This is a genomic window from Mesorhizobium sp. M1396 (assembly GCF_040317725.1).
In the GTDB taxonomy this organism is placed as follows: domain Bacteria; phylum Pseudomonadota; class Alphaproteobacteria; order Rhizobiales; family Rhizobiaceae; genus Mesorhizobium.
The window spans coordinates 23,698-48,369 of sequence record NZ_JAMYLA010000003.1; the positions used below are offsets into that span (position 1 = coordinate 23,698).

The window sequence follows — 24,672 nt, forward strand, 5'->3', positions numbered from 1 at the left end:
TTTGCCTCGATCGCCTTCCTTGGAAATGATGTGAGAAGGAAAATAGCGGGGGCGGATCGTTCGCTCTTTGCGCTAGCGCAAAGTTTCTCGTCAGCGCTCATGGCAAAATTGCTTGCCCGACGATCCGGTCGAGCCGGATTTCGCCATGCATCACCGCTGCCTCCCGTCGTTTTCGGACCTCGGCTCATTCCTTTCGTACCTGGATCGGAATGGACAACTACAGGACGTCGGGGCGCCTGTTTCGACACGACTCGAACTGACCGAGATCCATAGGCGGGTGATCGCCGCGAAAGGCCCGGCGCTGCGCCTGACCACGCTCATCGACGACCGCGGCGTTAAGTCGGCCTTTCCGGTCGTCGCGAATCTTTTCGGCACCCGGGAACGTGTAGCCTGGGGACTTGGCACCGACTTTCACGGTCTAGAAACCCTCGGCGCGCTCCTGGCATGGATGAGATCGCCTCAGGCCCCACAGAACCTTCGTCAGGCCCGACAGATGCTGCCCGCGGCGCGTGGTGCACTCGTGGCGCGGTCGAAGATCGTCTCCCCGCCCAGAGAGTGGCGGGACGCCGATCCGGATTTTTCGCTCCTCCCGATTCAGACTTGTTGGCCAGGAGACGCCGGCCCTCTCATCACATGGCCAATGGTAATCACACGCCCCCCTGGAGAGGACGATCCGAGCACATACAATCTGGGCATATATCGGATGCAGGTGCTTGCCCGTGACCGCGCGATCATACGATGGTTGCCGATGCGAGGTGGCGCCGCCCACCATCGCATGTGGCAAGCGCGAGGCCTGGAGATGCCGGTGGCGGTCGTCATCGGGGCGGATCCCGCCACGCTGATCGCCTCGGTGATGCCGGCGCCTGAAGGTGTATCGGAGCTGGCACTGTCCGGGATGATCAACAACCGCCGTGTCGGGTTGGCGCCATGCAAGAGCATTATGCTTCACGTGCCCGCCAGTGCGGAAATCGTGCTTGAAGGTGTCGTCTCTCCAACGGAGACAGCGCTGGAGGGACCCTTCGGCGACCACACCGGATATTATAACGCGCCAGAACGATACCCCGTATTCAACCTCAAGCGCGTTCGCGTTCGTGACGGGGCAAATTACCTGACCACGTTCACCGGGCGCGCGCCCGACGAGCCCTCGGTCCTCGGCGAGGCCCTGCTCGATGTCTACAAGCCGATCCTGCGCCAACAAATACCGGAAATCGTCGACGTGTGGCTTCCGCCGGAAGCCTGTTCCTACAGGATTGCGGTCATCTCGATCGCCAAGAAGTATGCCGGACAGGCCAGGCGCGTGATGATGGGCTTTTGGTCCCTGTTGCCGCAGTTCTCGATGACAAAGATGGTCATCGTAGTGGACGACGACGTCGACATTCGATCGTGGCCAGACGTGATGTGGGCAGTCGCCACTCGCATGGATGTCTCACGCGACCTCATGCAGGTAGACCGGACCCCAATCGACCAGCTTGATTTCGCATCGCCGCTCGAAGGGTTGGGAGGCAAGGTCGGCTTCGATGCAACGCGCAAAATTGGATCAGAGACCTCTCGCCCATGGGGCAAGGAGCTGAAGATGTCAGCTCAAATCGAGGAGCAAGTATCGCACCGATGGGACGAGATCTTTTCGCAAACGATCATGCAGGGGCAAAGATGACCAAACGTCTGATAGTCGGTGTCACAGGTGCGTCCGGCTCCGTGCTGGCGCTGGAAACCGTACGCCAGCTGGTCAGGGCCGGAGTGGAGACGCATCTCGTTATTTCCAAGGGCGCGAGATTGACCATTTCTCACGAGCTCGGCACCGACGGTCTTAGCCAACTCACTTCTCTCGCCAACCATGCATATTCCTATCAGGACCTGGCCGCGCCCATTGCCAGCGGGTCCTTCAGGACCGACGGCATGATCGTCGTTCCCTGTTCGATGCGAAGCTTGGCGGCGATGGCGCACGGTCTGGGAGACAACCTTGTTACGAGGGCCGCCGATGTCGTCCTGAAGGAAAAGCGCCGCCTGGTCATCGTGCCGCGCGAGGCGCCGCTCCATGAAGGGCACCTCGACGCGATGCTGAGGCTGGCGCGGATGGGCGCGGTGATCGCACCGCCAGTACCACCATTCTACGTCAAGCTGGCCTCGATCGAGGAGATGGTAGTCGAGATGGCTGCCCGGCTGGTTGGCTGGGCGGGTATCGACCCAGGCAACAAGCTGACGCGGTGGGGCGAACAGAACGTCGCCGTCGCGTGATTTGCTCGACGGGCAAGGATTGCAATGAACCTACAGACGTCGAACGATGCAACATATGACGTGCGGAGACTTCCTCCGGAAAGAAAGCAGTCCGCCGTCTTGGCGATGTTCGACGGGCTCAAACCCGGTCAGACATTCGTGGTCGTTCTCGATTTCGACCCTGATAAACTCAGGCGTCAGTTCGAGGCGTTCTTTGCTGGCGAACACATTTGGGTGTGCCGTAGACAGGGGCCACCAGAATGGCGGATCGAGATAGGAAGACCTGAATCGGCGCGTAATGTCGAACGCGACGAAATGAGGCAGCATACGTCGATCTGATCTGGTTATCCCAAGATTCAGTTGGCAGTGACCGTGAGTGCCCCCTTCATTCCAAGCTCGTAATGACCCGGTATCAGGCAGGCGAAGTCGAACTGGCCGGGACTGGTAAAGGTCCAGACGATCTCGCCTTTTCCTTGGGGACCGATGCGGATCGCATTCTGATCAACGTGTCGCATCTCGGGCATGCTCTCCATCGCCATTTTATGCTTCATCACCCGCTTATGCGTATCCATGACAAATTCATGGTCGTATTCGCCTTCATTGGTGAAGGCCAGACGCACCGTCTCGCCCTTTTTCACAGTGACTGAAACCGGATCGAACGCCATCGATCCATCTTCGTTCTCGACCATGCCGATCGCGATGGTACGGTCTACTTTGGCCGCCATGCCCGGCTGACCGATAATCATCATTTCATGGCCGTCATGAGTGCCGGAATGCATTCCCGTCGCAAGCGCCGGGGCGGCGAAGAGGACCATGGCGACTGTTGGCATCATGCATTTCTTCACGCGATTTCTCCTTTGCGAAATGTTGAGTTTCACTCATATCGGAGGTGGCAGCGGGCTCTCTTCGGACCGCGGTCGACGATCGCCGGAACAGGATCCGTAGGGGCGCCTCCAGCCCTCGCCAGCTCTTGCGGTTGATCACCTATGGCCCGGTCGGCACCGCCGACAAACTGAGTTGCCGCATCGAGAAGGCACCTTCCTTTGCAGTGCTCGCGATATCGTCAAACAGGAGCGCGAGATCCACGTAGACGCTGCGATCCCGTTCGGCCGCGCCCATTTCATCGAGATCCTGCAGGAAGAAAAGGATCGATTTGATGCGCTCGCGTTGGCCACGGGCGATGGCAAGATGTTCGCGCGCGATGCGCCGGACTTCCAGAGCCGCAAATCGCGCCAGCGTCTCGTCGAGTCTCGAACGGCACTCACAGTCGAGCCGGGCATTCTTGATCAAATTTGCCAATCGACCGACAACGGCCACGTCGGCAAAACCCCGGGTGCCGCCGTCAATGCTACTTAATGGAACGTTCTGCTTCATATCTTCTTTGCTCCTATCGCGCGGCCAATCAAATCTGCCGACGTCCGGTTCAGCCGTCAGCGCAGGGCGAGGGCAAACGTTTCGCGGCGCGAACAGACGCAGCGCGCCTTTCCAGTTGGCCGACCCGGTCCCGAAAATTGTTTTTGACTGTAATCGACCATTTTGCAGCCTGTTTGCGCAGGAGCAAACACGGAGATCGATCATCGACAGTATTGCCTTCGGATCGGCTTTTTTCGACCGCCGATCTTGCGAGTTGCGAAGCGGCACGAGGATGTCGTGTCACTCATCCCCCGTAGAGGAATCGTTGCATGACTACCGACGGGAGTGTGCTCGCTTTCGACGCAAAGCAGAGGCAGATGTCGGCGCCGTTCCGACCATTTTTTCTTATCGCGGGGCTGGACGCGATTGTAGGCGCGGTGGTCTGGCTGCCGTCTGCGCTCGGAATACCGGCCATCGGCCCGACCGGGATATCTCCCGGTGACTGGCATCGCGACGTGCTTCTGTTCGGGATGGTTCCAGCCATTTTGACTGGCTTTCTGTTGACGGCGCTGCCTCGATGGACAGACCGACGTGCGATGTCGCCACTCACCACGCGTTTGCTGGTTGCTCTATGGCTGTGCAGCCGTGGGATTTTCCTGTTCCTGTCGCATTCGGCCGGGCTTGCCCTCTCGGCGCTTTTGGTGCTGACGGTCCTCTTGATCGCGGCGGGACGGGTGATCACCAGCCGCGACCGCCGCAACCTGAAGATATTGTTTCTGCTGCTTGCCTTTTGTGGTGGCAACATACTTGCCGCGGCGTCCTACCAAGTAGAACTCGCTCTGCGCCTGGCCTTGGCTTCGATCATCGGCCTCGTCATGATCATCGGAGGACGCGTCGTCCCGGCATTGACGGTGGCCTATGTCGAGACCGCGGGCGGTCGGATCTCCGTCAACCGTTCCGCGGTTTTGGAGTACGCGGCAGCGGCTGTCGCGGCATGCGCCCTTGGTTTGTGGGTTGTTGCGCCGCAGACACAACTCACCGGCCTTGCCAGTGCGCTTGCCGCGTGCCTGCAGGCGATGCGAGTCACCCAATGGAATGGCTGGCGAAGCGCGGCCTCGTCGACAGTTCTTGCCCTTCACATAGGATATGGCTGGATCATCGCCGGTTTCGGACTTCTGGCGATCCACATTTTCGCGCCAGCGAGCCTGGGGCAGGCGGCTGCCGTTCATGCCTGGACGATCGGCGCCATCGGCACGATGGTTCTCGCCATCATGGCAAGCATGATCCGCAAGCACAGCCGCCGCCCCTTTGCGATCTCGGTTCCGGTGACCGGCGCGTTCGTCGCGATGACGATGTGCTGCCTGACTCGCCTTCTTGTCGAATTGCTGCCTGGCTCCGGCGCGTCTTTAACGATGCTTTCAGGCACGTTGTGGGTTGTAGCGTTCGGTCTGTTTCTGGTGGCTTTCCGTAGAATGCTCATACCGCGCATTTGAGATGATGCCGCCTACCAAACCCAAAAGAGCAGAAACCAGCCGGCATCCGCGACCAACATGGCCAGCCCGACGAGGAACACCACGAGCGCCCGCCGGCCAATTTCTCTGTTGTAGAGTCCCGTTATTTGCCAGCACAAAATCCCCGACCAAAAAGTCGCCAGCCCAAGCATCGTGGCCCGCGGCAGGCTGACCCATGGAAGTTCGATGCCGTCCGAACGGAGTTGGCGGACAGTGAGTGTTGACAAGCCTAGAAGGACGCCCGCGCCGGCCAAGGGTATCAGCGCCTGAGCGAGATGATGGAATCTCGCCATTTGCCAGGACCCAAGGCTGCGTGTGGCAAGGGCCAGCATGGATATCGTCAACATGCCGCAGGCGACAGCAGTCGCAAGCACATAGGCGATGAGCAGTGTTCCGTCGAGAAGCGTCATCACATCGTTCCTCTGAGGATAGTTGGTGAGCACCCACCAAGGCGCTGTTGCTTCGAGCGGCCAGACCACCCCGCTTTCGACCAGCCGTTCCGCCATCCATTGCTTCGCAGGGACGAACCAAGGACTGACTGACCATTGAAATGCGCCAACGGCCAGACCCATGAGGCCGAACACGATCAGTATCGTTTCCCAGGGTTTGGCAACGTTCCCGGCGACATGAACGATCTCATGGTTCGGCGAACGACGTGCGAGACGGATTGCTCCGCGAAAACCGCTGCAGCGCCCACACATGTGACAATCGCTTGCGCCGCGCATGGTTTTGAACGGCACGAGCGGCGCGCAGTTGACGGCGCCGGGCTTTGCGCCGGAGAGCTGGGACTGTTGCCAGAGCGGCGCATCGACACGGAAATGCAGCGGAGCCAGCTTGGCCAGCAGTCCAAAGACGCCACTGACTGGACAGAGATAGCGGCACCACACACGCTTGTTGCGCCCGTAGAAATAGCCGACCACGGCGGCCGCGACCGTCGAGCCGCCGAGGATCAGCAGCGTCGGGGCGGGATACTGGTAAACGCTCGTCATCTGACCATAAAGCGTGGTGCAGCCGAAAGCCACTGCGGGCCAGCCGGGCCACATCAGCCAGCGTGGGATCGCCCGGCCACGTCCATGGCCGCTGACAAATTCGGTTATCGCTCCTTCGGGACAGAGGATCCCGCACCACATCCGCCCAACCAGCGCGGTGCTCAAGAGCACGAGCGGCCACCAGATACCCCAGAAGACGAACTGCGCGAAACGCGTGAAGTTGGTCCACAGATAGGCAAAGTGGTCCGGAAGGGGCAGGAAGACCGGCACGACGAGCAGAATGCCGTAGACAAGCACGACTATCCACTGCACGGCCCGGATCGATCCCTGATGGCGTTGAAGCCAACGTCCCAGTCTTTGCCAGATGTCGCCGGGCGGAACCGAGCGAACGTGCCGTTGCGGTATGACGTGCATCGTCATGAGGTCGGTTCCGCGGCACCTTGTCTGGCTGGTCGCAGCAGTGCAGCGGCGGCGATCCAATAGAGCGAGTAGACCAGGATCGGCATCAACTCCGGACGGGCGCGATAGCCGGTCATCGCGGCAATGAAGCTGCCCAACCTGCCGGTGTCGTCCAGAAGCCAGGACGTGTCCCACAAGGGCTCGGACAGTGGCGAGATCAGTCCCAGCCCAATGGCACGGTCAAGTGCGGTCATCAGCAGTGACGCGGCCAGCCCCAACAGAAACACTTCCGTAACACCGAAGAATACGGACCAGGGGAAGCGCCTGGCGGCCACTTGAATTAGCCAGTAGAAGGTTGCGGCAAAAGCAAAACCCGTTGCCACGGCGGCGATGCTTTCGGTCCGGTGCGTCTCGCTGCCAGACGCCAGGATACCGTAAAGGAAAATCACCGTTTCACTGCCTTCTCGCATGACAGCGAGCGCGGCCAAGGAAAAGAGACCTAACCAATTGCCGCCGGTCAGGGCACGCTCCGCATCGCGTTCAAGCTCCTTCCTCATCCCGCGGCCTTGCCTGTGCATCCAGATGACCATCTGCAAAATGAGCAAGGCCGCCAAACCGGCCATGGCGATCTGAAAATAGTCTTCGCGATCGCCCTCGAACAGGTTTGCCAAGGACAGGATAACCGCGGCAAGAAATGCCGCACCGCCTATGCCCGCCGCGACGCCGGCCCAAAGGAAGTACCGACCGGTGGCGACTCTCGCGCCGGCATGGTGCGCCAGCCATCCGTGCAGGATGGCGACGACCAGAAGTGCCTCCGTGCTCTCGCGCCAAACCACGAAAGCGATCTGTCCGAACCGAGCGGTCATCGGATCGCCAAGTCCCTGGCGACGAGCGTCGCGGGCGGCATGTCCGGATGAAAATCATCGAAGAATTGATATTCGCCCGGATCAAGGCGCCGGATAACGATGGAGGACGTCACACCAGGGCCCAGCACCTTTTCCTTGCGCAGCTCGACGCTTTCAAACTCGACAGGACTCGATCCGGTATTGCGAAGCTCCAATTTGAAACGCGCGTTGGCCGGCACCTCAAGGGATCGTGGCGTAATTTCACCATCTCTGAACTCGATGGCAAAGATCGGATCTTCATCGGCCACCGCGGTATGCACGGTCGACAGAAGGCAGGCCGCGATGGCGACCAGCTTCGGGTACTGGAAAAGGGTCATCTTGCCTGTGTCCCTGGTTTTGCCACACCGCGTTGCGTTCAAGGAAACGGCTAGCGGCTATACGGAATGAACCCGCGCCATGCGGATGGGCCAGCCAACCCGGTCTAGTAGCCACCCTTCTTGCCTACGCCAGCGTAAATGAATTCGTATTCGAGACGAAACGTGTCGGGCCAAGCTCCAACGCCCGTTTCCTTGTCGACATGTCTTCCGAAATGCGAGGACGCTTCGGATCCTGCCGAAATAATCGAATAGCGTAGATTGTATTTGCCCGGTCCCATCAGCTTCACGTTGTCGCCGTAATGCGGACCATCGCTAGCGACCATGGGCATGAAGACACCGCTAGTTTGCTGATTGTCGTCGAGCTTGGTCAGCAAATATTCGATTTTGAGATTGGGGATCCAATCGCCTTCGGCAAAGCCATTGGCGTTGTTGCGAGTTGCATGGATATCGGCCTCGATATGAATGTCGGAATCAGCCGCGGGCCTCATGACGTGGGCTGGCTCCATCTCGATCGGCTGGAGGTAGACAGCCCCAATTTCCATGCCATTCAACAGCTTGGGTTGACCGATGGGATATTCCATCGCGCAAACTCCTGAAGCGCCTGCCAGCAGAGCGGCGAAGGATGAAAACAAAATCAACTGACGGGACATGCGAGTTCCTTTGCTGACGACGGCGAGGATGAGGTTGGCCCAGCTTGTCCCGGATCGACAAGCCGAAAACATGAACCTATTTGTCTGCTTATTCCGCGAATGAAAGGGTTCTTTGCGCTACCGCAAAGACTCGCGTTTTTGATGCCGAATATGTCCGACGCTAAGATATTGCCGCGGTTTGCGATTGATCGGTCGATCCCGTCGATCGGCTATGCAGCGACCGTAGGAGATTCGAGTCTGGCGACACCAGTGAGCGAAATGTCCGAGCCATATTGATTTGAATCAATGCGGGCGCCTGAGATCATGAGTTCTTTCAAAATCATCAGTTTATCGAAGAGGTCGCCCTTTGGCCGATATTGTCTCCAGGCTTGTCAGGGAATGCAATCTGAGACGAAGTAGGGGCGTTGATTTCCCGACGATCTGGCAAGGCACGCTGAAGAGTCATTCATATGTCGCGGGCTCACCGATTCAGGGATGGAATGAGGAGGGGCCTGTGCTTAAAGTTCCCCTGATTACGGGTCGCCACCTCATATTTGGCGCTTCGGGATTTCGCCTCGACTGACCTTACGAGATTTCCTTGCCGTATCCGTCTCGACCGGCGCCAGTGACGGCCGAATCCTCCGACATCAGGCGAGGGTGATTGATCAGTTCGCCGCAACCGTTGCCAGTCAGGGTGCTGGGCCATCGAAATCGATTCCGTCGGTATGGGGTCGAACGCGCATGCGGCGGCAAGCCGATGCGCATCATGAATTGTGACCGTTTGACCATGGACCCGAATGCCCGAGTTGCTCAGGCTCGACAACGCGCGCGAGAAGCACTCTCGGGTTATGCCGAGTTCGGACGCGCACGAGAGATCGAACTCGCCGAACTTATGTCGGATCACTCAAGGTCGGTGGAACGTCTGCTCCACTGTTGCGTGCCGATAAGTGAGAACGAACTGGAGCTTGCATGACCTGGCAGGTCCACCCGCATCTTTAATCGGATACGGGAGCGGATGATTGCCAGACGGAGAAGATCTTTTCTGGATAACCAAAACGTCGCTGCGTTGATCGAAGCGCAGGACATACGGTGTCCTGCATAACCAAGATGGAACACCAGTTGGCGCGAAATTGGCTTGGACCCATTCTGGGAGTCGTCGCTGCTGGCGTGGCCACTGGCGGCTGGGCGGCCATTGTCGATCTGATTGGGGGCCTAAGGATTTTGATTTTAGCATGAGCCATCTTGGTAGTGGCGGCTTCTCCAGCAATTTCACCGAAAATCTGAGCTGATACCTGGCGGACCACGTCTTCTTCGAGACGGGCGATGCGAGGATATTCAGGAGTCGACGATCACGCCGGCGTTGGAAGCAATCTTTACTGGTTGAAGAAGAGCAATGCCGCGATCGCGATCGAGGCGATCACCGCGGACGCCGCTCCCGTGCGCTGGAGAACGCCGATCCGATAGAGCAGCAGCGCGAAGCCGACGATGATCGGAGTGGTGACAGAAAGACCAATCTGAGCGCTGCTCATCGCCGACTCCATGGGTTGACAGCTTTCAGCGCGATCCTGCCGATTTTCATGCGCGCTACCTTGCGCAAGCGCAAAGAAGCCCCGCGAGCCTGTGCCTAAGAGGCGGCATGGACATGATGGTTTCGTCCGCGCAGGACGAAGAGGCTCCCGGCGCCGGCGATCTCTTACTCTGGATACTGGCGTGGAGCGAGCTTGCCGCATTCGGAAGCCTGCTCGTCGCCTTCATGGTCGCCGGCATTGTTCAAGCGGACAAGTTCGCCATGGCGCGACAGCATCTCGATCCTGCGATTGCGGCATTGAACACGGCGGTTCTCCTCACGAGCGGCTGGCAGGCGGCACGCGCGGCACGACCAAGTGCGTCACGAAACGAGGTGCGGCGCGCGCTCATTTTCGCGGCTCTGCTCGGCTTCCTGTTCGTTGCTGTCAAGCTGTTCGAATATAGCGGGGAAATCGGCCGCGCCGGTGAGGAGGGCTACGGCTCCTTCTTCGAACTGTATTTCCTCCTCACCGGATTCCACCTGTTGCACGTGCTCTTCGGCGCGATGGTGTTGCTCCTGGTCAGCTGGCGAGCGGACCGGCCGAACGTGCTTCTCATCACCACGCTCTGGCACGTGTTCGATCTGATCTGGATCGTCATGTTCCCGCTCGTCTACCTGGCGTGACCGGCATGTCCGAGGGCGCCCGCAAGCAGCTCGTGCGGGCCTGGCTGATGCTTGTTTCGCTCACCTGCGCAAGCGTCCTGGCAGTGCGCTTCGCAGGCAATACCGCCGGGCTCGCGCTCGTCTTGTGTTTCGCCATGTTCAAGGCCCGCTTCGTGATCCTGGATTTCATGCGCATGCGGCAAGACATAAGGATGCGTCGCGCCCTTATCGGCTGGTGCATGGCCCTTGCCCTTGCCGCGGCTGCGAAGGCCATCCTCGCCGCGGCTGCCGCGGGCTGAGCCGTTTGTTTGCCAAATCGCAAAGAACGCCTCTGCCAAACTCATAGAAGGCTCACATACGGCGCGGCAACTGTGGAACGGCGGCCGTTGCGCGGGGATGGATCCATTCCGCGCTCGCGGGACTCTGTCTGGAAAGGATCGGCTGATGGCCGAACGCCTCACAAAAACGGGAGCTCGAAACGTCTTTTACGGCGGATCGATTTTCTTCTTCGCAATCTTCATAGGGCTCACGGCCCATAGTCACTACTACATGCGCACGACTTCGACGGATGAATCGAAGCTGACGACATCCGTGGCGCGCGGCAAGCACATCTGGGAGAAGAATTCTTGCATCAACTGCCACACGATCCTGGGCGAGGGGGCTTATTTCGCACCTGAACTCGGCAATGTGTGGAAGCGCTTCGGCGGCGAGACCGATCCCACGGGTGCCCGTGAAACATTCAAGGCCTGGATGGCCGCCCAGCCCTCGGGGATCGAGGGGCGGCGCCAGATGCCGCAGTTCAATTTGACGGACCAGGAGCTGAACGACCTGGCCGACTTCCTTGAGTGGACAAGCCACATCAAGACGCAGAAGTGGCCGCCGAACGATGCTGGCTGAGGCGCCTTAGGAGAGAGAGATGAAATATAAGACGCAAAAGGTCGCGATGACCTATTTCTACGGTGCGCTGGTCCTGTTCCTGGCGCAACTCGCCTTCGGCGTGCTGGCAGGCACGGTCTATATCATGCCCAACACGCTATCCGTGATCTTGCCGTTCAACGTCATCAGGATGATTCACACGAACGCTTTGATCATATGGCTGCTGATGGGCTTCATGGGTGCGACCTACTACCTGCTGCCCGAGGAGACCGAAACCGAACTGTTCGGCCCCAGGTTGGCCATCGTTCAGTTCTGGACCTTCTTCATTGCGGCGGGGATAACCGTCGTCGGCTACATGTTCAGGATCCACGAGGGCCGCGAGTTTCTCGAACAGCCCTTCGCCATCAAGGTGGGTATCGTCCTGGTCGTGCTGATGTTCCTGTTCAACATCACTATGACAGCACTCAAGGGCCGCAAAACCACGATCACAAACATCCTGCTGTTCGGCCTCTGGGCGCTGGCGATCTTCTTCCTGTTCTCCTTCTACAACCCTTCCAACCTCGCCCTCGACAAGATGTACTGGTGGTATGTCATCCATCTGTGGGTCGAAGGCGTATGGGAACTGATCCTGGCATCGATTCTGGCCTTCCTGATGATCAAGCTCAACGGCATCGATCGCGAGGTGGTCGAGAAGTGGCTCTACATCATCGTCGGCCTGGCATTGTTTTCCGGCATCCTTGGCACCGGCCACCACTATTACTGGATCGGCGCGCCCGGCTATTGGCAGTGGATCGGCTCACTGTTCTCGACGCTCGAGGTGGCTCCCTTCTTCTCGATGGTGGTTTTCACTTTCCACATGACCTGGAAGGCGGGACGCAATCACCCCAACAAGGCGGCGCTCCTTTGGTCGATTGGCTGCTCCGTCATGGCGTTCTTCGGCGCCGGCGTTTGGGGCTTCCTGCACACGCTGTCCTGGGTGAACTACTACACTCATGGCACGCAGGTGACGGCCGCTCACGGGCATCTCGCTTTCTTCGGCGCCTATGTGATGCTCAACCTGGCGATGATGGCTTACGCCATTCCCGAGATCCGAGGTCGCGCGCCTTACAATCAATGGCTCTCGATCGTCAGCTTCTGGATGATGGTCACGGCCATGTCGGTCATGACCTTCGCTCTGACGTTCGCGGGCATCATCCAGGTGCATCTCCAGCGCGTGCTGGGCGAGAGCTATATGGATGTTCAGGACCAACTCGCGCCCTTTTATTGGGTCCGCCTTGGCTCCGGCGTCTTCGTGGTCATCTCCGCGCTGATATTCACCTGGGCCGTGCTGGTGCCCGGCCGCGAGCGCAGCGAGAAGCCGGCGCGCATCCTGCAGCCCGCCGAGTGACGACAAGTGCATGGCCCCGGACCGTCCGGGACCATGCACCCGACAGCTATGCCCTCCCTTATGGAATTCTGCCATGACCATTGCGTTGCCGAATATTCGCCCCGTTCCGGACAAGGCCTACTACCGCCCGTCGGGCAACGAATGCAGCCTGTTCGAACATGCCTGGACGCGTCGGCTGCCGCTGCTTCTCAAAGGCCCCACCGGCTGCGGCAAGACACGTTTCGTCAGCCACATGGCCGCGAAACTCGGCCTGCCGCTTTCGACAGTGTCCTGCCACGACGACCTGGCGGCAGCCGATCTCACCGGCCGTTATCTGTTGATGGGTGGTGACACGGTTTGGGTCGATGGGCCGCTTACACGTGCGGTGCGCCAAGGTGGCATCTGCTACCTCGACGAAATAGTCGAAGCACGTAAGGACGTCACCGTGGTGTTGCATCCGCTCACCGACGATCGCCGAATCCTACCTCTGGAGCGCACTGGAGAGCAATTGGCCGCGCCGACCACCTTCATGCTCGTCGTTTCCTACAATCCCGGCTACCAGAACCTGCTGAAGAGTCTGAAACCGAGCACCCGCCAGCGGTTTATCGCCATCGAATTCGACTTCCTGCCCAAGGCCGAAGAGATCGCCGTCGTTTCCGCCGAAAGCGGACTCGCCGAAGCGAAGGTCGCGCCCCTGGTCGAACTGGCGCAACGGATTCGTGCCCTCAACGGCCACGATCTGGAGGAGGGCGCATCGACCCGCTTGCTCGTCTATTGCGCAACCCTCGTAGATGCCGGTGTGCCGGTGCGTGAGGCCGTGCTCGCTGCGATAATCGAGCCGCTGACAGATGAGCCGGATGTGAAGACGGCTCTGATCGAACTCGCCGATTCCCTCATCCGCTAAAGCGCGACCATGCTTGATTTTCTTGAGTTTGAAGAGACGGTCGGCCGGATGTGGCACCGCCTCATCGGCCGAGCGCACACATGGCCCCGTCACCCTGACCATGCAGCAAGTCTGGCAGACATGCAGTCGGTTCTCGCGGTCTGTTTCCGCGCCTTCGGTGGCGATGGCGCGGTTCAGATCGCCGCAATGCGCGGCAAGACCTCCGGCCATCGGCTCGGTTGGCGGCAACGCATCGGGCTCGGCGAGGAAAAACTCTCCCAGCCTGCGCGCGATAGCGCGTCGCTGATGCTGCCGGGGTCGATCGACCTGTTTCCCGACAAAGATCTCAACCGCGATATGTACATCTGGCTGGCCGCCTACCTGGCGGTGATGCGGTTGGATCCGGTCGCCGAGCACGACCCGCTGCAACGCGATCTTGCCGCGCTCGCACGCGCCGAAGAAACGGTGGCTCGCGTGCTGGTGAACTTTCCGGGACTGCGGCGACGTTACCGGAGACTTGCCGCCGAAATGCTGGCGGCACGGCGTCGTGGCCCGCTTCCTTCAGTCGAGGCGCTAGTCGAGAGCCGGATTACGGGCCTTCTTCACAAGGGCGCCCTGGAATGCGACGAAATGCAGTCGGCCATCTTTCCGCATCGCGCCCCAGCCGGCTACCTGCCCATGCTCCCCATCCCATTGTGGCCCGACGCCTTGTTGCGACCTGAGACGGCTCCGCGACGCGGCGACGACGATCCTGTGGGCGGCGGTAGCGACGTAGCGGGCGCGGGGATGGAGCGCCAGCTTGCCGTTCGCGAGAACCAGGACGACCGCAAGGAGGAGCGAAGTCCCTTCATCCTCAACCGTTTTGAAAAGATCCTCGCCATGGCGGAGATGGTCAACGTCGACCGTCCTGCCGATGACAGCGATGATCACGATTCCAAGGCCGCGGAAGATCTCGACGACATCACGCTGGGCGAGCGCAAGGGCAGACCAGCCTCGCGCTTCCTCTTTGACCTCGACCTGCCGCCGGAGGCGCTGGACCGCACGCTGCTGACGGCGGAACGAACCTATCCGGAATGGGATTTCCGCTCGGGCACTTATCTTCCGGACCATTGTCGGGTGCTGGCCGGGCCGGCCTCCAGATTTGGTTCCACCGAGGCGCTGAATGCGGAGACGAGGCGTTTGATACGCCGCGTACGGCGCCAATTCGAGGTGCTGAGGCCGCGCCGCGAGATGCTGCGCGCCCAACTCGACGGTGCCGATCTCGATCTCGACGCTGTCGTGCGTGCTCGCGGCGATCTGGCCGCAGGCGGACAGGGCAGCGACCGCATCCACCTGATGAGCCGACCGCAAACGCACGACCTCGCTGTAACCATCCTCGTCGACGTCTCGTTGTCGACGGATGCATGGTTCGACGATCGCCGGGTTCTCGACGTCGAGAAGGAGGCGCTCCTGGTTCTGGCGAACGGGCTGGCCGCCTGCGGCGACAACCACTCGATCCTGACGTTCACGTCACGGCGGCGCGATTGGGTACGCATTGAAGCGGTGAAGGCCTTCGATGAGCCAATGAGCTCGCTGGTGGAGGCTCGAATCGCGGCATTGAAGCCGGGGTACTACACGCGTATCGGAGCAGCAGTGCGGCATGCAAGCGCGGAACTGGCGAGGCAGCCCAATCACAAGAAGCTGCTGCTCGTGCTCACTGATGGAAAGCCCAACGACATCGATCATTATGAAGGCCGGTTCGCACTGGAAGACAGCCGCCGCGCCGTCGTCGAGGCGCGCGGCAGTGGCCTTGGGGTCTTCGGCGTGACCGTTGACAGGGAAGCCCGGTCCTACGTGCCGGCGCTGTTCGGGCAGAACGGCTACGCGGTTGTCGGCAACATTGCAAAGTTGCCGGCGGCGCTTCCCGCCATCTATCGCTGCCTTGCCGGTTAGAGCTGGTGGCCGCGATGCTCGAAAGACCCACCTGCTACAATCGGACCTTCTTGGACCCATTCGGTCCGGCCGACTATGCCGCCTTGCTGTGTGTGCGGTTCGACTGATCAAGATAGGCGTCGAAGGCGGCGGCCACCGCTCGGATGACGAAGCGATGGTCCTGGCTGACGCGCACCATGCCGTCGGCAACGTCGAGCACGCCGTCGGCCTCGAGTTCTGTCAACTTGTCATTGCCGTCGAGAAGCCGCGAGGGCTCGAAGCCGTGCGCCTTGCAGATCGCCGGAATGTCGGCGCTGAAATCGCACATCAGACGCTCGATGATCTCGGCCCGTACCCTGTCCTCTTCGGTCAGACGATAACCCTTGACCGTTGCCAGGCGCCCGCCGGCGATCTGCTGGGCATAGGGGCCCGACGCCACCTCGTTCTGTACATAGCCGTTTTTCATGCGGCCGATAGCCGAAGCGCCGAAACCTATCAACGTATCGCAATTATCCGTGGTGTAGCCTTGGAAGTTGCGTCTCAGCCGGCCCGCTTCCCGCGCCTCGACGAGGTCGTCTCCAGGCAGTGCGAAGTGGTCGAGGCCGATCTGCCTGTAGCCCGCGGCGACCAGCGTCTCGGCAATCGCTTTGGCCTGGTCGTTGCGCGCCGCAGCATCGGGCAGGGCGTTTTCGTCGATCATCCTCTGGTGTTTCTTGAACGTCGGGATGTGCGCGTAGCCGAACACGGCAAGGCGATCCGGGAGCATGGCGATTGCCGCATTGGCAGTGTCGACGCAAGACTGCACCGTCTGGTGCGGAAGGCCATAGATCAGATCGAAATTGATGCCACCAACACCGGCGGCGCGAAGACGGTCGGCGGCCTCGGCAGTCTGCTTCTCGCTCTGGATCCGGTTGATCGCCTTCTGCACCACGGGATCGAAGCTCTGGACGCCGAGGCTGGCCCGGCTGACACCAGCGACGCCCAGCGCGTCGGCCATTTCGGCCGTAAGCCCGCGCGGGTCGATCTCCACGGCGATCCCCGTCAGGTCTGAAAATGCGAAATGCCGACGCATAAGGGCCATCAGCGCATGGAACTCCGTAGGGGAAATTATAGTTGGCGTGCCGCCGCCGAAATGTACTTCGGCCACCGGCAGGCGGTTGGGAACTCGCGCGCCAACCAGGCTGATTTCTTCGCCTACCACGCCGAGGTAGTCGAGGATCGGGCGGTCCTTCCGGGTTATCGTCGTATGGCAACCGCAGTACCAGCACATCGACCGGCAGAACGGGATGTGCAGGTATAGCGATACGGGATCGCTGGCTGGCAGGTTCCCCAGCCAGTTTCCATATGCGTCGCCGCCTACCGCCGACGAGAACCGCGGCGCCGTCGGGTAGCTTGTATAGCGCGGCAGGCGCGCCTCGCCATATTTATCCAGAATTGAAGGTTGCACGGAGCTCTCCTGCCAATTGATGCTTGGCCACTCCTAGCCGCAATGAGGTCGCGTCTCTTTGCTCTATGCCAATCCGCACGAATTTTGCGCAAACCCGAACTGACCGAAAAAGGCGGGCTTCGCGCCCGGCAAAAATCCGATCGTCCGACAATCACAGCATCATGTCGCCATCTGGATAACGCAGATGGTCGACCGCGTCAGGAAGCGCTTCTCGCGTCCATTGTCGAGCGAGAACATGCCGCCGCGGCCAGGCACAACGTCGATGATGAGATCGGTATGCTTCCAGGCCTCGAATTGCGAAGCGCCTATATAGAAGGGCATGTCGCCGATATGGCCGAGCAGCACATCCTGGTCGCCGACGATGAACCCGCCACGCGGATAGCACATGGGCGAAGAGCCGTCACAGCAGCCGCCGGATTGATGAAACAGCACCGGACCGTGCTCGGCAACAATCTCGGCGATCAGTTCAAGGGCTGCCGGTGTCGCTGTGACCTTCGCTCGCATGGTGATTCCGATTTCCAGCCTTTGGCGCGGCCCCTCACGGAGCCGCGCCAGTGAGTCAAAGCGGCGATCAGAAGAAGCCGAGCTTCTTCGGGCTGTAGCTAACCAGCATGTTCTTGGTCTGCTGGTAGTGATCGAGCATCATCTTGTGCGTCTCGCGGCCGATGCCGGACTGCTTGTAGCCGCCAAAGGCCGCATGCGCGGGATAGGCGTGGTAGCAGTTGGTCCAGACGCGGCCGGCCTGGATCGCGCGGCCGAAGCGGTACGCGCGGTTGCTGTCACGGGTCCAGACACCGGCGCCGAGGCCGTAGAGCGTGTCGTTGGCGATTGCCAGCGCTTCGTCGTCGTCCTTGAAGGTCGTTACCGAAACCACCGGCCCGAAAATCTCTTCCTGGAAGATGCGCATCTTGTTGTGACCCTTGAACACCGTCGGCTTGACGTAGTAGCCGCCGGCCAGATCACCAGGCAGAACATTGCGCTCGCCGCCGGTCAGCAGCTCGGCGCCTTCCTGGCGGCCGATGTCGATGTAGGACAGGATCTTTTCCAACTGCTCGGACGAGGCCTGGGCACCGATCATCGTTGCGGGATCGAGCGGATCGCCCTGCACGATCGCCTCGACGCGCTTGAGGGCACGCTCCATGAAGGTATCGTAGATCGATTTATGGATGAGAGCGCGGCTTGGGCAGGTACAGACTTCGCCCTGGTTCAGCGCGAACATGACGAAGCCTTCGATCGCCTTGTCGAAGAAGTCGTCATCTTCGGCGACAACGTCCTTGAAGAAGATGTTGGGCGACTTCCCACCCAGTTCCAGCGTGACAGGGATCAGGTTCTGGCTGGCATATTGCATGATCAGCCGGCCCGTCGTGGTCTCGCCGGTAAAGGCGATCTTGGCGATGCGCGGCGAGGACGCGAGCGGCTTGCCAGCCTCGAGGCCGAAGCCGTTGACGATGTTGAGCACGCCCGGCGGCAGGAGATCGCCGATAAGATCGGCCCACAGCAAGATGGCTGCCGGCGTCTGCTCGGCAGGCTTCAGTACCACGCAGTTTCCGGCGGCAAGTGCAGGAGCAAGCTTCCAGCATGCCATCAGCAGCGGGAAGTTCCAGGGGATGATCTGGCCGACCACGCCGAGCGGCTCATGGAAATGATAGGCGACGGTGTCGTCGTCGATCTGTGAAAGGCTGCCTTCCTGTCCGCGCACGGCGCCGGCGAAATAGCGGAAATGGTCAATGGCGAGCGGCAGATCGGCGGCAGTCGTTTCGCGGATCGGCTTGCCGTTGTCCCATGTTTCGGCGCATGCGAGGAGATCGAGGTTTTCCTCCATACGGTCGGCGATGCGGTTGAGGATAAGCGAGCGCTCTGCCACGCTGGTGCGCCCCCAGGCGTCCTTGGCGGCATGGGCCGCATCCAGGGCCGCCTCGATATCGTGGGCATCCGAACGCGCCACCTCGCACAGCAGCTGACCGTTCACCGGCGAGAAGTTCTCGAAGTAGCGACCGGCGTGCGGCTCGGCCCATTTGCCGCCGATGAAATTGCCGTAGCGCTTGTCGAAGGGCGCCTTTACCGGGCGTGAAAATTCAACCTTGTTCATGTGTCTTCCTCCCAAAGCAGACGTCGCGGGTTGCGACGCTTCGGAAAGAGACTTGCGACCTCCCGTCGCTATTGTCACTGCGCCGAGGACAGTGGGCGGACGGGATGTGTCGCAGAATTGCGACACTCATGCGGGGATTCGAATGGTCAGTGAGACCTGTGGACGTCCAGGCGGTTGAGCTTGCGGTGAAGCGTCGCGCGGCTGATGCCGAGCGCCTGGGCCGCGGCCGAGACATTTCCGTCTGCCCGCGCCAGCGCCCGCTGCAGGACGCCACGCTCCGCCTCGGCGAGGATTTCGGGGCCGTTCTCGGCCCAGCCGAGCAGATCGGCCGCGGGCATCGGCTTGTCGAAACACCGTTGCGTAATTCCAAGCGCCAGGCGAGCCGAACGTGTCGCGCCGACCACGAGGCCGTGCGCGTCAACGGCGATCAGCGCGCCGGAACCCTTGTCGGGCACCGGCGCCAGCAGAATTCGCGCCTTGGGGAATGCCATCTTGAAGGTCTCCGCCTCGATCCGACGCGCCGCGTCGACCACGGCCATCGAAATAAGATTGGCGAAGGCTTCGGTGAGGTCGGCCCGGCAGGAGGACACGTCAAGCGCGGCCGCGAGCTCGCCTTGGTGATCGTGGATCGGAGCGGTGGTGCAACTCAGCCCGGTGTTGCGCGTATGAAAATGCTGGTCGCGGTGGATCGTCAGCGCGCGCTGTTCAACCAGGCAGGTACCGATACCATTGGTGCCCTGGCTTTCCTCGTTCCAGACGGAGCCAGTCCACAGACCCCAGGAATGAAACGTCTCGTCATCCACGGGCGCGCCGCGCCGTTCGACCGGCACGCCGTCGCGATCGGCGAGCAGGACGCAGCATCCAACGCCGCCCACCGCAAGATAGAGCCGGTCCAGGCTTGATTGAGCAGCCCGGACGAGCGGCTCGATGCGTTGCCGTGCCTCTCCCAATTCCGCCTCTGTCAAATAGCGTGGGGGGCTGCAATCGGTCGGATTGAGCCGATGTAAGCTGGAAGACCGTCGCCAGGAGGCAACCAGCGCGGACTTCGCAGCCGTGTCCGACGCGATCGCCGCCTGAATGCGGTCGGCATGATGACCGGATAGATCCTCGCCCATGCTTATCCTCCCGACCCTCAACTTTTTCCTTTCGGTCTCTGGCCCCGGTCTCCCTCAAGACAGGGGCAACGCTGTGATCGCGCCTGGTTTTCCGCTTTCGATCCTCACATTGTCAATTCGTCGGAAGAACTAGAAAGGCAAACGTGGTCGCGATGTTTGGCCGAACCGATGGTTGTCCTCGGAGGGAATGTCCAACATCTCTGTCGAACCGAACCGCTCGGTTGACGTCCTGACAGCCTACTCAAACCAGATTGGCATTCATTGATGGAGAGCAAAGTTTCGCGCGATGCGCCAGAAGGTGACATGAGGTGGGTTTTCTCGGTTCCGCGGACCAAGACGCACCGGCGAAGGACCAAAAGCTTGCGAGTATTCATCTGGGCAGGACAGCGTGATCTCGCTATCCAACAGCAATCGCCTAGTCCTATCGAGCGATGCCGAATACGCTTTGCTCATGATGATCTTGCCCATATCGGCCAGGCGCTCGATGACGTGGTCAGGTCATCACCTCAGTCGACAATGAACGGCCTTTCCGGCTCTTGTGCGCGATCGGGCTCGCCGATAGACCGGCTGGGCTGGCGGCCGAGCGCAGGCTTGTCGGCTTGTGCTCCCGCCGCACTCGGATGCATAGGCGTCACAACCTCAAGGGAAGCGCCAGGCCGCGACAAGCCTGCCACCGATCCAAGCTTCTATCGCGGCTTGTCGGGCGGCATCCGGTCCGCGATGTGGGCGCTGCGCATCGCCCAGCCGCAGTGGCTGTCGGCTGACACGGGACCTTCCATCCTGACACGAATGCGCAAACCGGCGAGTTACGGTCTGATGGTGTTACGTCACCGTTTCGATAGCCCCTCAAAGCAAATGGAGAGTTCGCCACGTCTAGGATCAACCGCCGCGCCTTGCTCATCCACTCCGGCAGCGCAGTCGTCGCCTCGACGGTTGCGGGAACTGCAGTCGGCACAGAGCCGCCGGGCCAAGATCCAGGACCGTCCAATAAATTGCGAATGCTGATTGACGTGCACAAGACAGCATACTCGTCCTTCGGCGAAGACTTGCGCGAAATAGGCGGTGGCAGAAGCGACTCCGCCAAAGCCAGTCGGGAGGAGGAGAGGGCGCTGCTCGCCATCTGCAGCTATGCTGCGGTTGGGAAAAGGGATCGCCTGGCCAAGGCCCGATATCTTTTAAAGAACGAGGGGCGCGGCGAGCTCGACCTCGCGCGCATATGCAGACTGTTCTCCGATCGACGATGTGGAAGGGATAATACGACCGGCGCGCGGAAGGGCAGCTGCTGAATGTCTGGTGTGGGCCTGCGTCGCGACGTTCAGATTGCGATCGGCCGTGCCTGAAAGCTGCCCTCCGCTGCGGTCCGTGGCGCAATACAACGGGTCGAAGTGCATTTGGGTTCGGGTGCGTCCGGCCCCAATGCTTTCACAATGAAATCAACCATTTGTTACTTGGACTATCATTCTGCCAAAGGCAGTTCGCAGGTCAGAGGGAGACCGATAGACCCCCGTCGACCACCAAAACATGTCCGTTGACGTAGGCGGCAGCGTTGGACGCGAGAAACACCACCGCTCCGCTGAGTTCCTCAGGTTGAGCCCAGCGGCCAGTAGGGGTTCGTGCCTCGACCCATTTGGTAAAGGCCTCGTCGTTGATGAGCTCGGTGTTGAGCTCGGTGGCGAAATAGCCGGGAGCGATCGCGTTGATGGTGATGCCGTGACGGCCCATCTCGGCGGCAGTCGAGCGTGTCAGTCCATGCAACCCCGCCTTTGCCGCCACATAGGCGTGAATGGTGGGGCGGCCAAGGATCGCTGCAACCGATCCAGTGTTTATGATGCGCCCGAATTTGTTCGGCAGCATCAGGCGCACCGCCTCGCGCATCATTCGGAAGCAGGCCGAAAGATTGACCGCGATCACGCGGTCGAAGTCCTCGTCCTTCCATTCAACCAACGGGCTGCGATGCTGGATGCCGGCGTTGTTGATCAGGATATCGAGGCGGCCGTGGCGTTCGACGATCCCTTCAAGGGCCGCCCTTGAGGTCACCGCGTCCGCGACATCGAACGGCAGGGCTTCGGCTCCGATTTTTTCAGCCGCCGCGGAGAGGGTGTCCATGTCGCGCGCATTGACAATTACCGTTGCGCCGTTTTCCGCAAGCGCCTTGGCCATGGCAAAGCCGAGGCCACGCGAAGCACCCGTCACCAATGCGACCCGGCCCTTGAGCGAGAACATTTCCGACATTGAAACCCCTGGAGCAAGATAAGATGACAATGCAGCAGTCTAACCGCACCTCGCTCCAATGAAAGGGCGGGAGTTTCCTCCCGCCCGAACGCACTATTTGGCGACGCAGGTATCGGCCGTCTGCGGCGTGCAGACGTCGAGGCCTGTGTAGGTCGGGTCAGCCGGGGGCGCCTTGCCGTCCTTCATGTCCTTCAGTGCCATCATAGTCTTGTAGCCCATTTCGAACGGCCGTTGGCCGACCTGGCCAAGCGAAAGCCCTTCCTTCATCTGGTCGATCTGCACGGGAAGCGTGTCGGCGACGACAAGGGCCAGCGCTTTCGAGGCAATCTTGTCCTTGTACGGTGCGACTGCGGCGCGGTTGGCATCAGGAATGAACTGCGGGAAGCCACCCGTTGGGATGAATGCGTCGAGGTTCGGATTTTTCGCCATGATGTCCTCAAACTGCTGCACCGAAAGCGGGAAATCATCGTTGGTGTAGAGCGGACAGCCTTCGATTTCGGTCCAGCCATTCTGGCCCGTCAGCCGGTCCCCGGGCGAGGCCGCCGATTTGGTGCCCGAAAGCGTATCGCGAATGCCCTGCATGCGTTCATTATGGTTGGCCGCCGCCGCGCCGCCCGACTGGATGCAGATCGTGCCGCCTTTAGGCTTGACCTGCATGGCAAGCTTGGCAAGGTTCACGCCGATCTCATAATTGTGGGTGCCGATATAAGCGACGCGAAGATCCTTGTTTTCGGGCAGCAGGTCGGAGTCCCAGGTGAGGACCGGGATGCCGGCTTCCTTTGCGGCCTGCAGCGCAACCGCCATCGCCGCGGCGTTCGATGGCGACACGGCAATGCCGTCCACCTTCTTGGCCACGAGATCCTGCACGATCTGCACCTGCTCGTCGCCGCCGCCATGCTCGCCGGGGCCAATATACATGCATTCCAAGGCGCCCTTCGATTCGGCTTCGGCCTTCTTGCAGCCGTCGCGTGCTTGGTCGAAGAAAGGATTGTTCATGTTCTTCGGTACCAGGGCGAAGGTATATTTCGCCTGGGCACCGGACACGGCGAGCACCATTGCGCCAAGCGCCACGGTCGCCATCAGCAGACTTTTTTTCATTTGACGTTCTCCTCCTAGCTGAAATGCCCCGTAGGCCTCCCGCCGGCGGGGGTTTTCTAGCGGCTTTTTTTGGGCATCAAGGCTGCCAGCCAAGCGGCGAGAATCGATTTGCCGCCGGTTTGCATGCCCAAAAGAACCGCGAGAACGATGAAGCCGCCGACGAAGGCGCCTTGCCAATTTGAATCGATGCCGGCCATCAGCAGCGCATTCCTGATCACTTCGAGGAACGCTGAACCGATGATCGCGCCGAAGGCCGTGCCGGCTCCGCCCATAAGGCTGGCTCCGCCGATGACCGTCGCGGCAATCACGCGCAACTCGTACCCCTGGCCCATGGCATTGATGGCCGAGCCGTTGTAGCCGAGGAGCAGGAGTGAGGCGACCGAAGCGGTGAAGGCCGAGAAGACATAGGCCTCGAATTTGATCCAGTCGACCGGCACGCCGGTGAGCCGCGCCGCCTCCTCATTGCCGCCGATGGCGAAGAGATGTCGGGCCCAGGCGGTGAAATTGAAGACGAAACCGACGATCAGGGCCAGAATCACCATGGTCCAGAACTGCGATGACAGTTCTGGTATCCAGTGCGGTGCCCAATCCTGCGGTCCATGCAGCGGCCATCTCGCCTGGCCGATCGCCTTTACGATCGGAGCATCGGGCCCGAATTGGTAGAGCATCTGGTTGGCGGAGAATACGACCGCCAGCGAACGCGCCGCGGATAGCATGCCGAGGGTGACGACAAAGGACGGCATTCCGACATAGGCGACGAAGAATCCGTTGACCGCGCCGCACGCCATACCGGAGAAAAGGCCGACGGCGAATGCAATGTACCAGGGATAGTGCCAGGTCAGGAAAAGGCCAGCGACGATGACCACCAGGCCCATGATCGAGCCAACCGACAGATCGATGCCGCCGGTGATGATCACCACCGTCATGCCGAGCGCCATGATGCCGAAAGGTGCGAAGTTGCGCGTGACGTTGGCGGCGTTTTCGGAGGTGCCGAAGCTCGGCTCCATGATCGTCATCAAGGTGACGAGGGCAATGAGCGCGATCGTCACCCAGAACGGCTGACTTGAAAATACATGTTGAAGCGCCGTCTTTTCCTTGGTCGGGACAAAGTCCGACATGGCCGGTCGGCCGATTTCCGGGGCCGACCTCCTAACACTAACCGACTCCC

At 60.6% G+C, this 24,672-nt stretch carries 24 protein-coding genes; 10 read left to right on the forward strand and 14 right to left on the reverse strand.

Going from position 1 to position 24,672, the window contains the following annotated elements; translation table 11 throughout:
* Positions 1–112: 112 nt before the first annotated feature.
* The 3 genes from NKH02_RS02645 to NKH02_RS02655 are packed head-to-tail and all read left to right on the forward strand — an operon-like array spanning position 113 to position 2,553.
* Positions 113–1,654 (forward strand): UbiD family decarboxylase, encoded by a 1,542-nt coding sequence (locus NKH02_RS02645; RefSeq protein WP_352876127.1) that lies wholly within the window; start codon positions 113–115, stop codon positions 1,652–1,654.
* On the forward strand, positions 1,651–2,235 hold the full coding sequence (locus NKH02_RS02650; protein ID WP_352876130.1) for a UbiX family flavin prenyltransferase: 585 nt from the start codon (positions 1,651–1,653) through the stop codon (positions 2,233–2,235). The genes NKH02_RS02645 and NKH02_RS02650 overlap by 4 nt, the downstream gene beginning before the upstream one ends.
* Before the next feature lie 24 nt (positions 2,236–2,259).
* The gene (locus NKH02_RS02655) at positions 2,260–2,553 is read left to right on the forward strand and encodes a DUF2249 domain-containing protein (RefSeq protein ID WP_352876131.1); all 294 of its coding nucleotides are present in this window, start codon (positions 2,260–2,262) and stop codon (positions 2,551–2,553) included.
* Between the two features lie 17 nt (positions 2,554–2,570).
* Here the strand turns inward: NKH02_RS02655 and NKH02_RS02660 are convergent, their stop codons facing one another.
* Positions 2,571–3,047: a cupredoxin domain-containing protein gene (locus tag NKH02_RS02660; RefSeq protein ID WP_352876402.1), complete on the reverse strand. Its 477-nt coding sequence runs from the start codon at positions 3,045–3,047 to the stop codon at positions 2,571–2,573.
* Between the two features lie 151 nt (positions 3,048–3,198).
* A complete protein-coding gene (locus NKH02_RS02665) occupies positions 3,199–3,855 on the reverse strand; it encodes a hypothetical protein (protein WP_352876133.1) in 657 nt (218 codons plus the stop codon).
* Between the two features lie 89 nt (positions 3,856–3,944).
* On the opposite strand from NKH02_RS02665, the gene NKH02_RS02670 reads away from it, so the two are divergent.
* Positions 3,945–5,060, forward strand: a complete 1,116-nt coding sequence (locus NKH02_RS02670) for an NnrS family protein (protein WP_352876135.1) — start codon at positions 3,945–3,947, stop codon at positions 5,058–5,060.
* Positions 5,061–5,071: 11 nt separating this feature from the next.
* Here NKH02_RS02670 and NKH02_RS02675 read toward each other — a convergent pair whose 3' ends face one another.
* The 5 genes from NKH02_RS02675 to NKH02_RS02695 all read right to left on the reverse strand — a co-directional run bounded on the left by NKH02_RS02675 (position 5,072) and on the right by NKH02_RS02695 (position 9,846).
* Positions 5,072–6,481 (reverse strand): 4Fe-4S binding protein, encoded by a 1,410-nt coding sequence (locus tag NKH02_RS02675; protein WP_352876405.1) that lies wholly within the window; start codon positions 6,479–6,481, stop codon positions 5,072–5,074.
* Positions 6,482–6,483: 2 nt separating this feature from the next.
* Positions 6,484–7,332, reverse strand: coding sequence for an FTR1 family iron permease (locus tag NKH02_RS02680; RefSeq protein WP_352876138.1), 849 nt, complete (start codon positions 7,330–7,332; stop codon positions 6,484–6,486).
* Positions 7,329–7,688 (reverse strand): cupredoxin domain-containing protein, encoded by a 360-nt coding sequence (locus NKH02_RS02685; RefSeq protein ID WP_352876139.1) that lies wholly within the window; start codon positions 7,686–7,688, stop codon positions 7,329–7,331. Before NKH02_RS02685 ends, NKH02_RS02680 begins: the two co-directional genes overlap by 4 nt.
* Positions 7,689–7,792: 104 nt before the next feature.
* Positions 7,793–8,338 carry an iron transporter gene (locus NKH02_RS02690; RefSeq protein ID WP_352876142.1) on the reverse strand — a complete coding sequence of 182 codons (546 nt, stop codon included), beginning with the start codon at positions 8,336–8,338 and terminating at the stop codon, positions 7,793–7,795.
* A 1,352-nt stretch (positions 8,339–9,690) separates the two neighbouring features.
* Entirely contained in the window at positions 9,691–9,846 is a 156-nt protein-coding gene (locus NKH02_RS02695) for a hypothetical protein (protein WP_352876145.1), read from the reverse strand.
* 107 nt (positions 9,847–9,953) lie between these two features.
* Between NKH02_RS02695 and NKH02_RS02700 the strand changes: the two genes are divergently transcribed.
* The 6 genes from NKH02_RS02700 to NKH02_RS02725 all read left to right on the forward strand — a co-directional run bounded on the left by NKH02_RS02700 (position 9,954) and on the right by NKH02_RS02725 (position 15,544).
* Entirely contained in the window at positions 9,954–10,508 is a 555-nt protein-coding gene (locus NKH02_RS02700; protein ID WP_352876147.1) for a cytochrome c oxidase subunit 3, read from the forward strand.
* 5 nt (positions 10,509–10,513) lie between these two features.
* Positions 10,514–10,786, forward strand: a complete 273-nt coding sequence (locus tag NKH02_RS02705) for a cytochrome C oxidase subunit IV family protein (RefSeq protein ID WP_352876150.1) — start codon at positions 10,514–10,516, stop codon at positions 10,784–10,786.
* Positions 10,787–10,931: 145 nt separating this feature from the next.
* Positions 10,932–11,384, forward strand: coding sequence for a c-type cytochrome (locus NKH02_RS02710; RefSeq protein ID WP_352876153.1), 453 nt, complete (start codon positions 10,932–10,934; stop codon positions 11,382–11,384).
* Between the two features lie 19 nt (positions 11,385–11,403).
* Positions 11,404–12,750: a cbb3-type cytochrome c oxidase subunit I gene (locus NKH02_RS02715; RefSeq protein WP_352876155.1), complete on the forward strand. Its 1,347-nt coding sequence runs from the start codon at positions 11,404–11,406 to the stop codon at positions 12,748–12,750.
* Positions 12,751–12,823: 73 nt separating this feature from the next.
* A complete protein-coding gene (locus tag NKH02_RS02720) occupies positions 12,824–13,633 on the forward strand; it encodes a CbbQ/NirQ/NorQ/GpvN family protein (RefSeq protein ID WP_352876158.1) in 810 nt (269 codons plus the stop codon).
* A gap of 9 nt (positions 13,634–13,642) precedes the next feature.
* Positions 13,643–15,544 (forward strand): nitric oxide reductase activation protein NorD, encoded by a 1,902-nt coding sequence (locus NKH02_RS02725; RefSeq protein WP_352876161.1) that lies wholly within the window; start codon positions 13,643–13,645, stop codon positions 15,542–15,544.
* Between the two features lie 73 nt (positions 15,545–15,617).
* Here the strand turns inward: NKH02_RS02725 and hemN are convergent, their stop codons facing one another.
* The 7 genes from hemN to NKH02_RS02760 all read right to left on the reverse strand — a co-directional run bounded on the left by hemN (position 15,618) and on the right by NKH02_RS02760 (position 24,622).
* Positions 15,618–16,970: an oxygen-independent coproporphyrinogen III oxidase gene (gene hemN, locus NKH02_RS02730; protein ID WP_352876164.1), complete on the reverse strand. Its 1,353-nt coding sequence runs from the start codon at positions 16,968–16,970 to the stop codon at positions 15,618–15,620.
* A 159-nt stretch (positions 16,971–17,129) separates the two neighbouring features.
* A complete protein-coding gene (locus tag NKH02_RS02735) occupies positions 17,130–17,474 on the reverse strand; it encodes a DUF779 domain-containing protein (protein ID WP_352876167.1) in 345 nt (114 codons plus the stop codon).
* 67 nt (positions 17,475–17,541) lie between these two features.
* Positions 17,542–19,059, reverse strand: coding sequence for an aldehyde dehydrogenase (gene adh / locus NKH02_RS02740; RefSeq protein ID WP_352876170.1), 1,518 nt, complete (start codon positions 19,057–19,059; stop codon positions 17,542–17,544).
* 146 nt (positions 19,060–19,205) lie between these two features.
* On the reverse strand, positions 19,206–20,174 hold the full coding sequence (locus tag NKH02_RS02745) for a GAF domain-containing protein (RefSeq protein WP_352876173.1): 969 nt from the start codon (positions 20,172–20,174) through the stop codon (positions 19,206–19,208).
* Between the two features lie 1,482 nt (positions 20,175–21,656).
* The gene (locus NKH02_RS02750; protein ID WP_352876176.1) at positions 21,657–22,406 is read right to left on the reverse strand and encodes an SDR family NAD(P)-dependent oxidoreductase; all 750 of its coding nucleotides are present in this window, start codon (positions 22,404–22,406) and stop codon (positions 21,657–21,659) included.
* A 93-nt stretch (positions 22,407–22,499) separates the two neighbouring features.
* Positions 22,500–23,504, reverse strand: coding sequence for a sugar-binding protein (locus tag NKH02_RS02755; protein WP_352876178.1), 1,005 nt, complete (start codon positions 23,502–23,504; stop codon positions 22,500–22,502).
* A 56-nt stretch (positions 23,505–23,560) separates the two neighbouring features.
* Entirely contained in the window at positions 23,561–24,622 is a 1,062-nt protein-coding gene (locus NKH02_RS02760) for an ABC transporter permease (RefSeq protein WP_352873088.1), read from the reverse strand.
* Positions 24,623–24,672 lie beyond the last annotated feature (50 nt).

Bases quoted from the DNA above. Each gene is read 5' to 3' on its own strand.
- NKH02_RS02705 (WP_352876150.1), top strand. From the start codon at position 10,514: ATGTCCGAGGGCGCCCGCAAGCAGCTCGTGCGGGCCTGGCTGATGCTT.
- NKH02_RS02715 (WP_352876155.1), top strand. From the start codon at position 11,404: ATGAAATATAAGACGCAAAAGGTCGCGATGACCTATTTCTACGGTGCG.
- adh (WP_352876170.1), bottom strand. From the start codon at position 19,059: ATGAACAAGGTTGAATTTTCACGCCCGGTAAAGGCGCCCTTCGACAAG.
- NKH02_RS02695 (WP_352876145.1), bottom strand. From the start codon at position 9,846: ATGAGCAGCGCTCAGATTGGTCTTTCTGTCACCACTCCGATCATCGTC.
- NKH02_RS02685 (WP_352876139.1), bottom strand. From the start codon at position 7,688: ATGACCCTTTTCCAGTACCCGAAGCTGGTCGCCATCGCGGCCTGCCTT.
- NKH02_RS02670 (WP_352876135.1), top strand. From the start codon at position 3,945: ATGTCGGCGCCGTTCCGACCATTTTTTCTTATCGCGGGGCTGGACGCG.
- NKH02_RS02760 (WP_352873088.1), bottom strand. From the start codon at position 24,622: ATGTCGGACTTTGTCCCGACCAAGGAAAAGACGGCGCTTCAACATGTA.
- NKH02_RS02655 (WP_352876131.1), top strand. From the start codon at position 2,260: ATGAACCTACAGACGTCGAACGATGCAACATATGACGTGCGGAGACTT.
- NKH02_RS02700 (WP_352876147.1), top strand. From the start codon at position 9,954: ATGGACATGATGGTTTCGTCCGCGCAGGACGAAGAGGCTCCCGGCGCC.
- NKH02_RS02735 (WP_352876167.1), bottom strand. From the start codon at position 17,474: ATGCGAGCGAAGGTCACAGCGACACCGGCAGCCCTTGAACTGATCGCC.
- NKH02_RS02725 (WP_352876161.1), top strand. From the start codon at position 13,643: ATGCTTGATTTTCTTGAGTTTGAAGAGACGGTCGGCCGGATGTGGCAC.
- NKH02_RS02690 (WP_352876142.1), bottom strand. From the start codon at position 8,338: ATGTCCCGTCAGTTGATTTTGTTTTCATCCTTCGCCGCTCTGCTGGCA.
- NKH02_RS02755 (WP_352876178.1), bottom strand. From the start codon at position 23,504: ATGAAAAAAAGTCTGCTGATGGCGACCGTGGCGCTTGGCGCAATGGTG.
- NKH02_RS02675 (WP_352876405.1), bottom strand. From the start codon at position 6,481: ATGCACGTCATACCGCAACGGCACGTTCGCTCGGTTCCGCCCGGCGAC.
- NKH02_RS02710 (WP_352876153.1), top strand. From the start codon at position 10,932: ATGGCCGAACGCCTCACAAAAACGGGAGCTCGAAACGTCTTTTACGGC.
- NKH02_RS02745 (WP_352876173.1), bottom strand. From the start codon at position 20,174: ATGGGCGAGGATCTATCCGGTCATCATGCCGACCGCATTCAGGCGGCG.
- NKH02_RS02720 (WP_352876158.1), top strand. From the start codon at position 12,824: ATGACCATTGCGTTGCCGAATATTCGCCCCGTTCCGGACAAGGCCTAC.
- NKH02_RS02660 (WP_352876402.1), bottom strand. From the start codon at position 3,047: ATGATGCCAACAGTCGCCATGGTCCTCTTCGCCGCCCCGGCGCTTGCG.
- NKH02_RS02680 (WP_352876138.1), bottom strand. From the start codon at position 7,332: ATGACCGCTCGGTTCGGACAGATCGCTTTCGTGGTTTGGCGCGAGAGC.
- NKH02_RS02750 (WP_352876176.1), bottom strand. From the start codon at position 22,406: ATGTCGGAAATGTTCTCGCTCAAGGGCCGGGTCGCATTGGTGACGGGT.
- NKH02_RS02650 (WP_352876130.1), top strand. From the start codon at position 1,651: ATGACCAAACGTCTGATAGTCGGTGTCACAGGTGCGTCCGGCTCCGTG.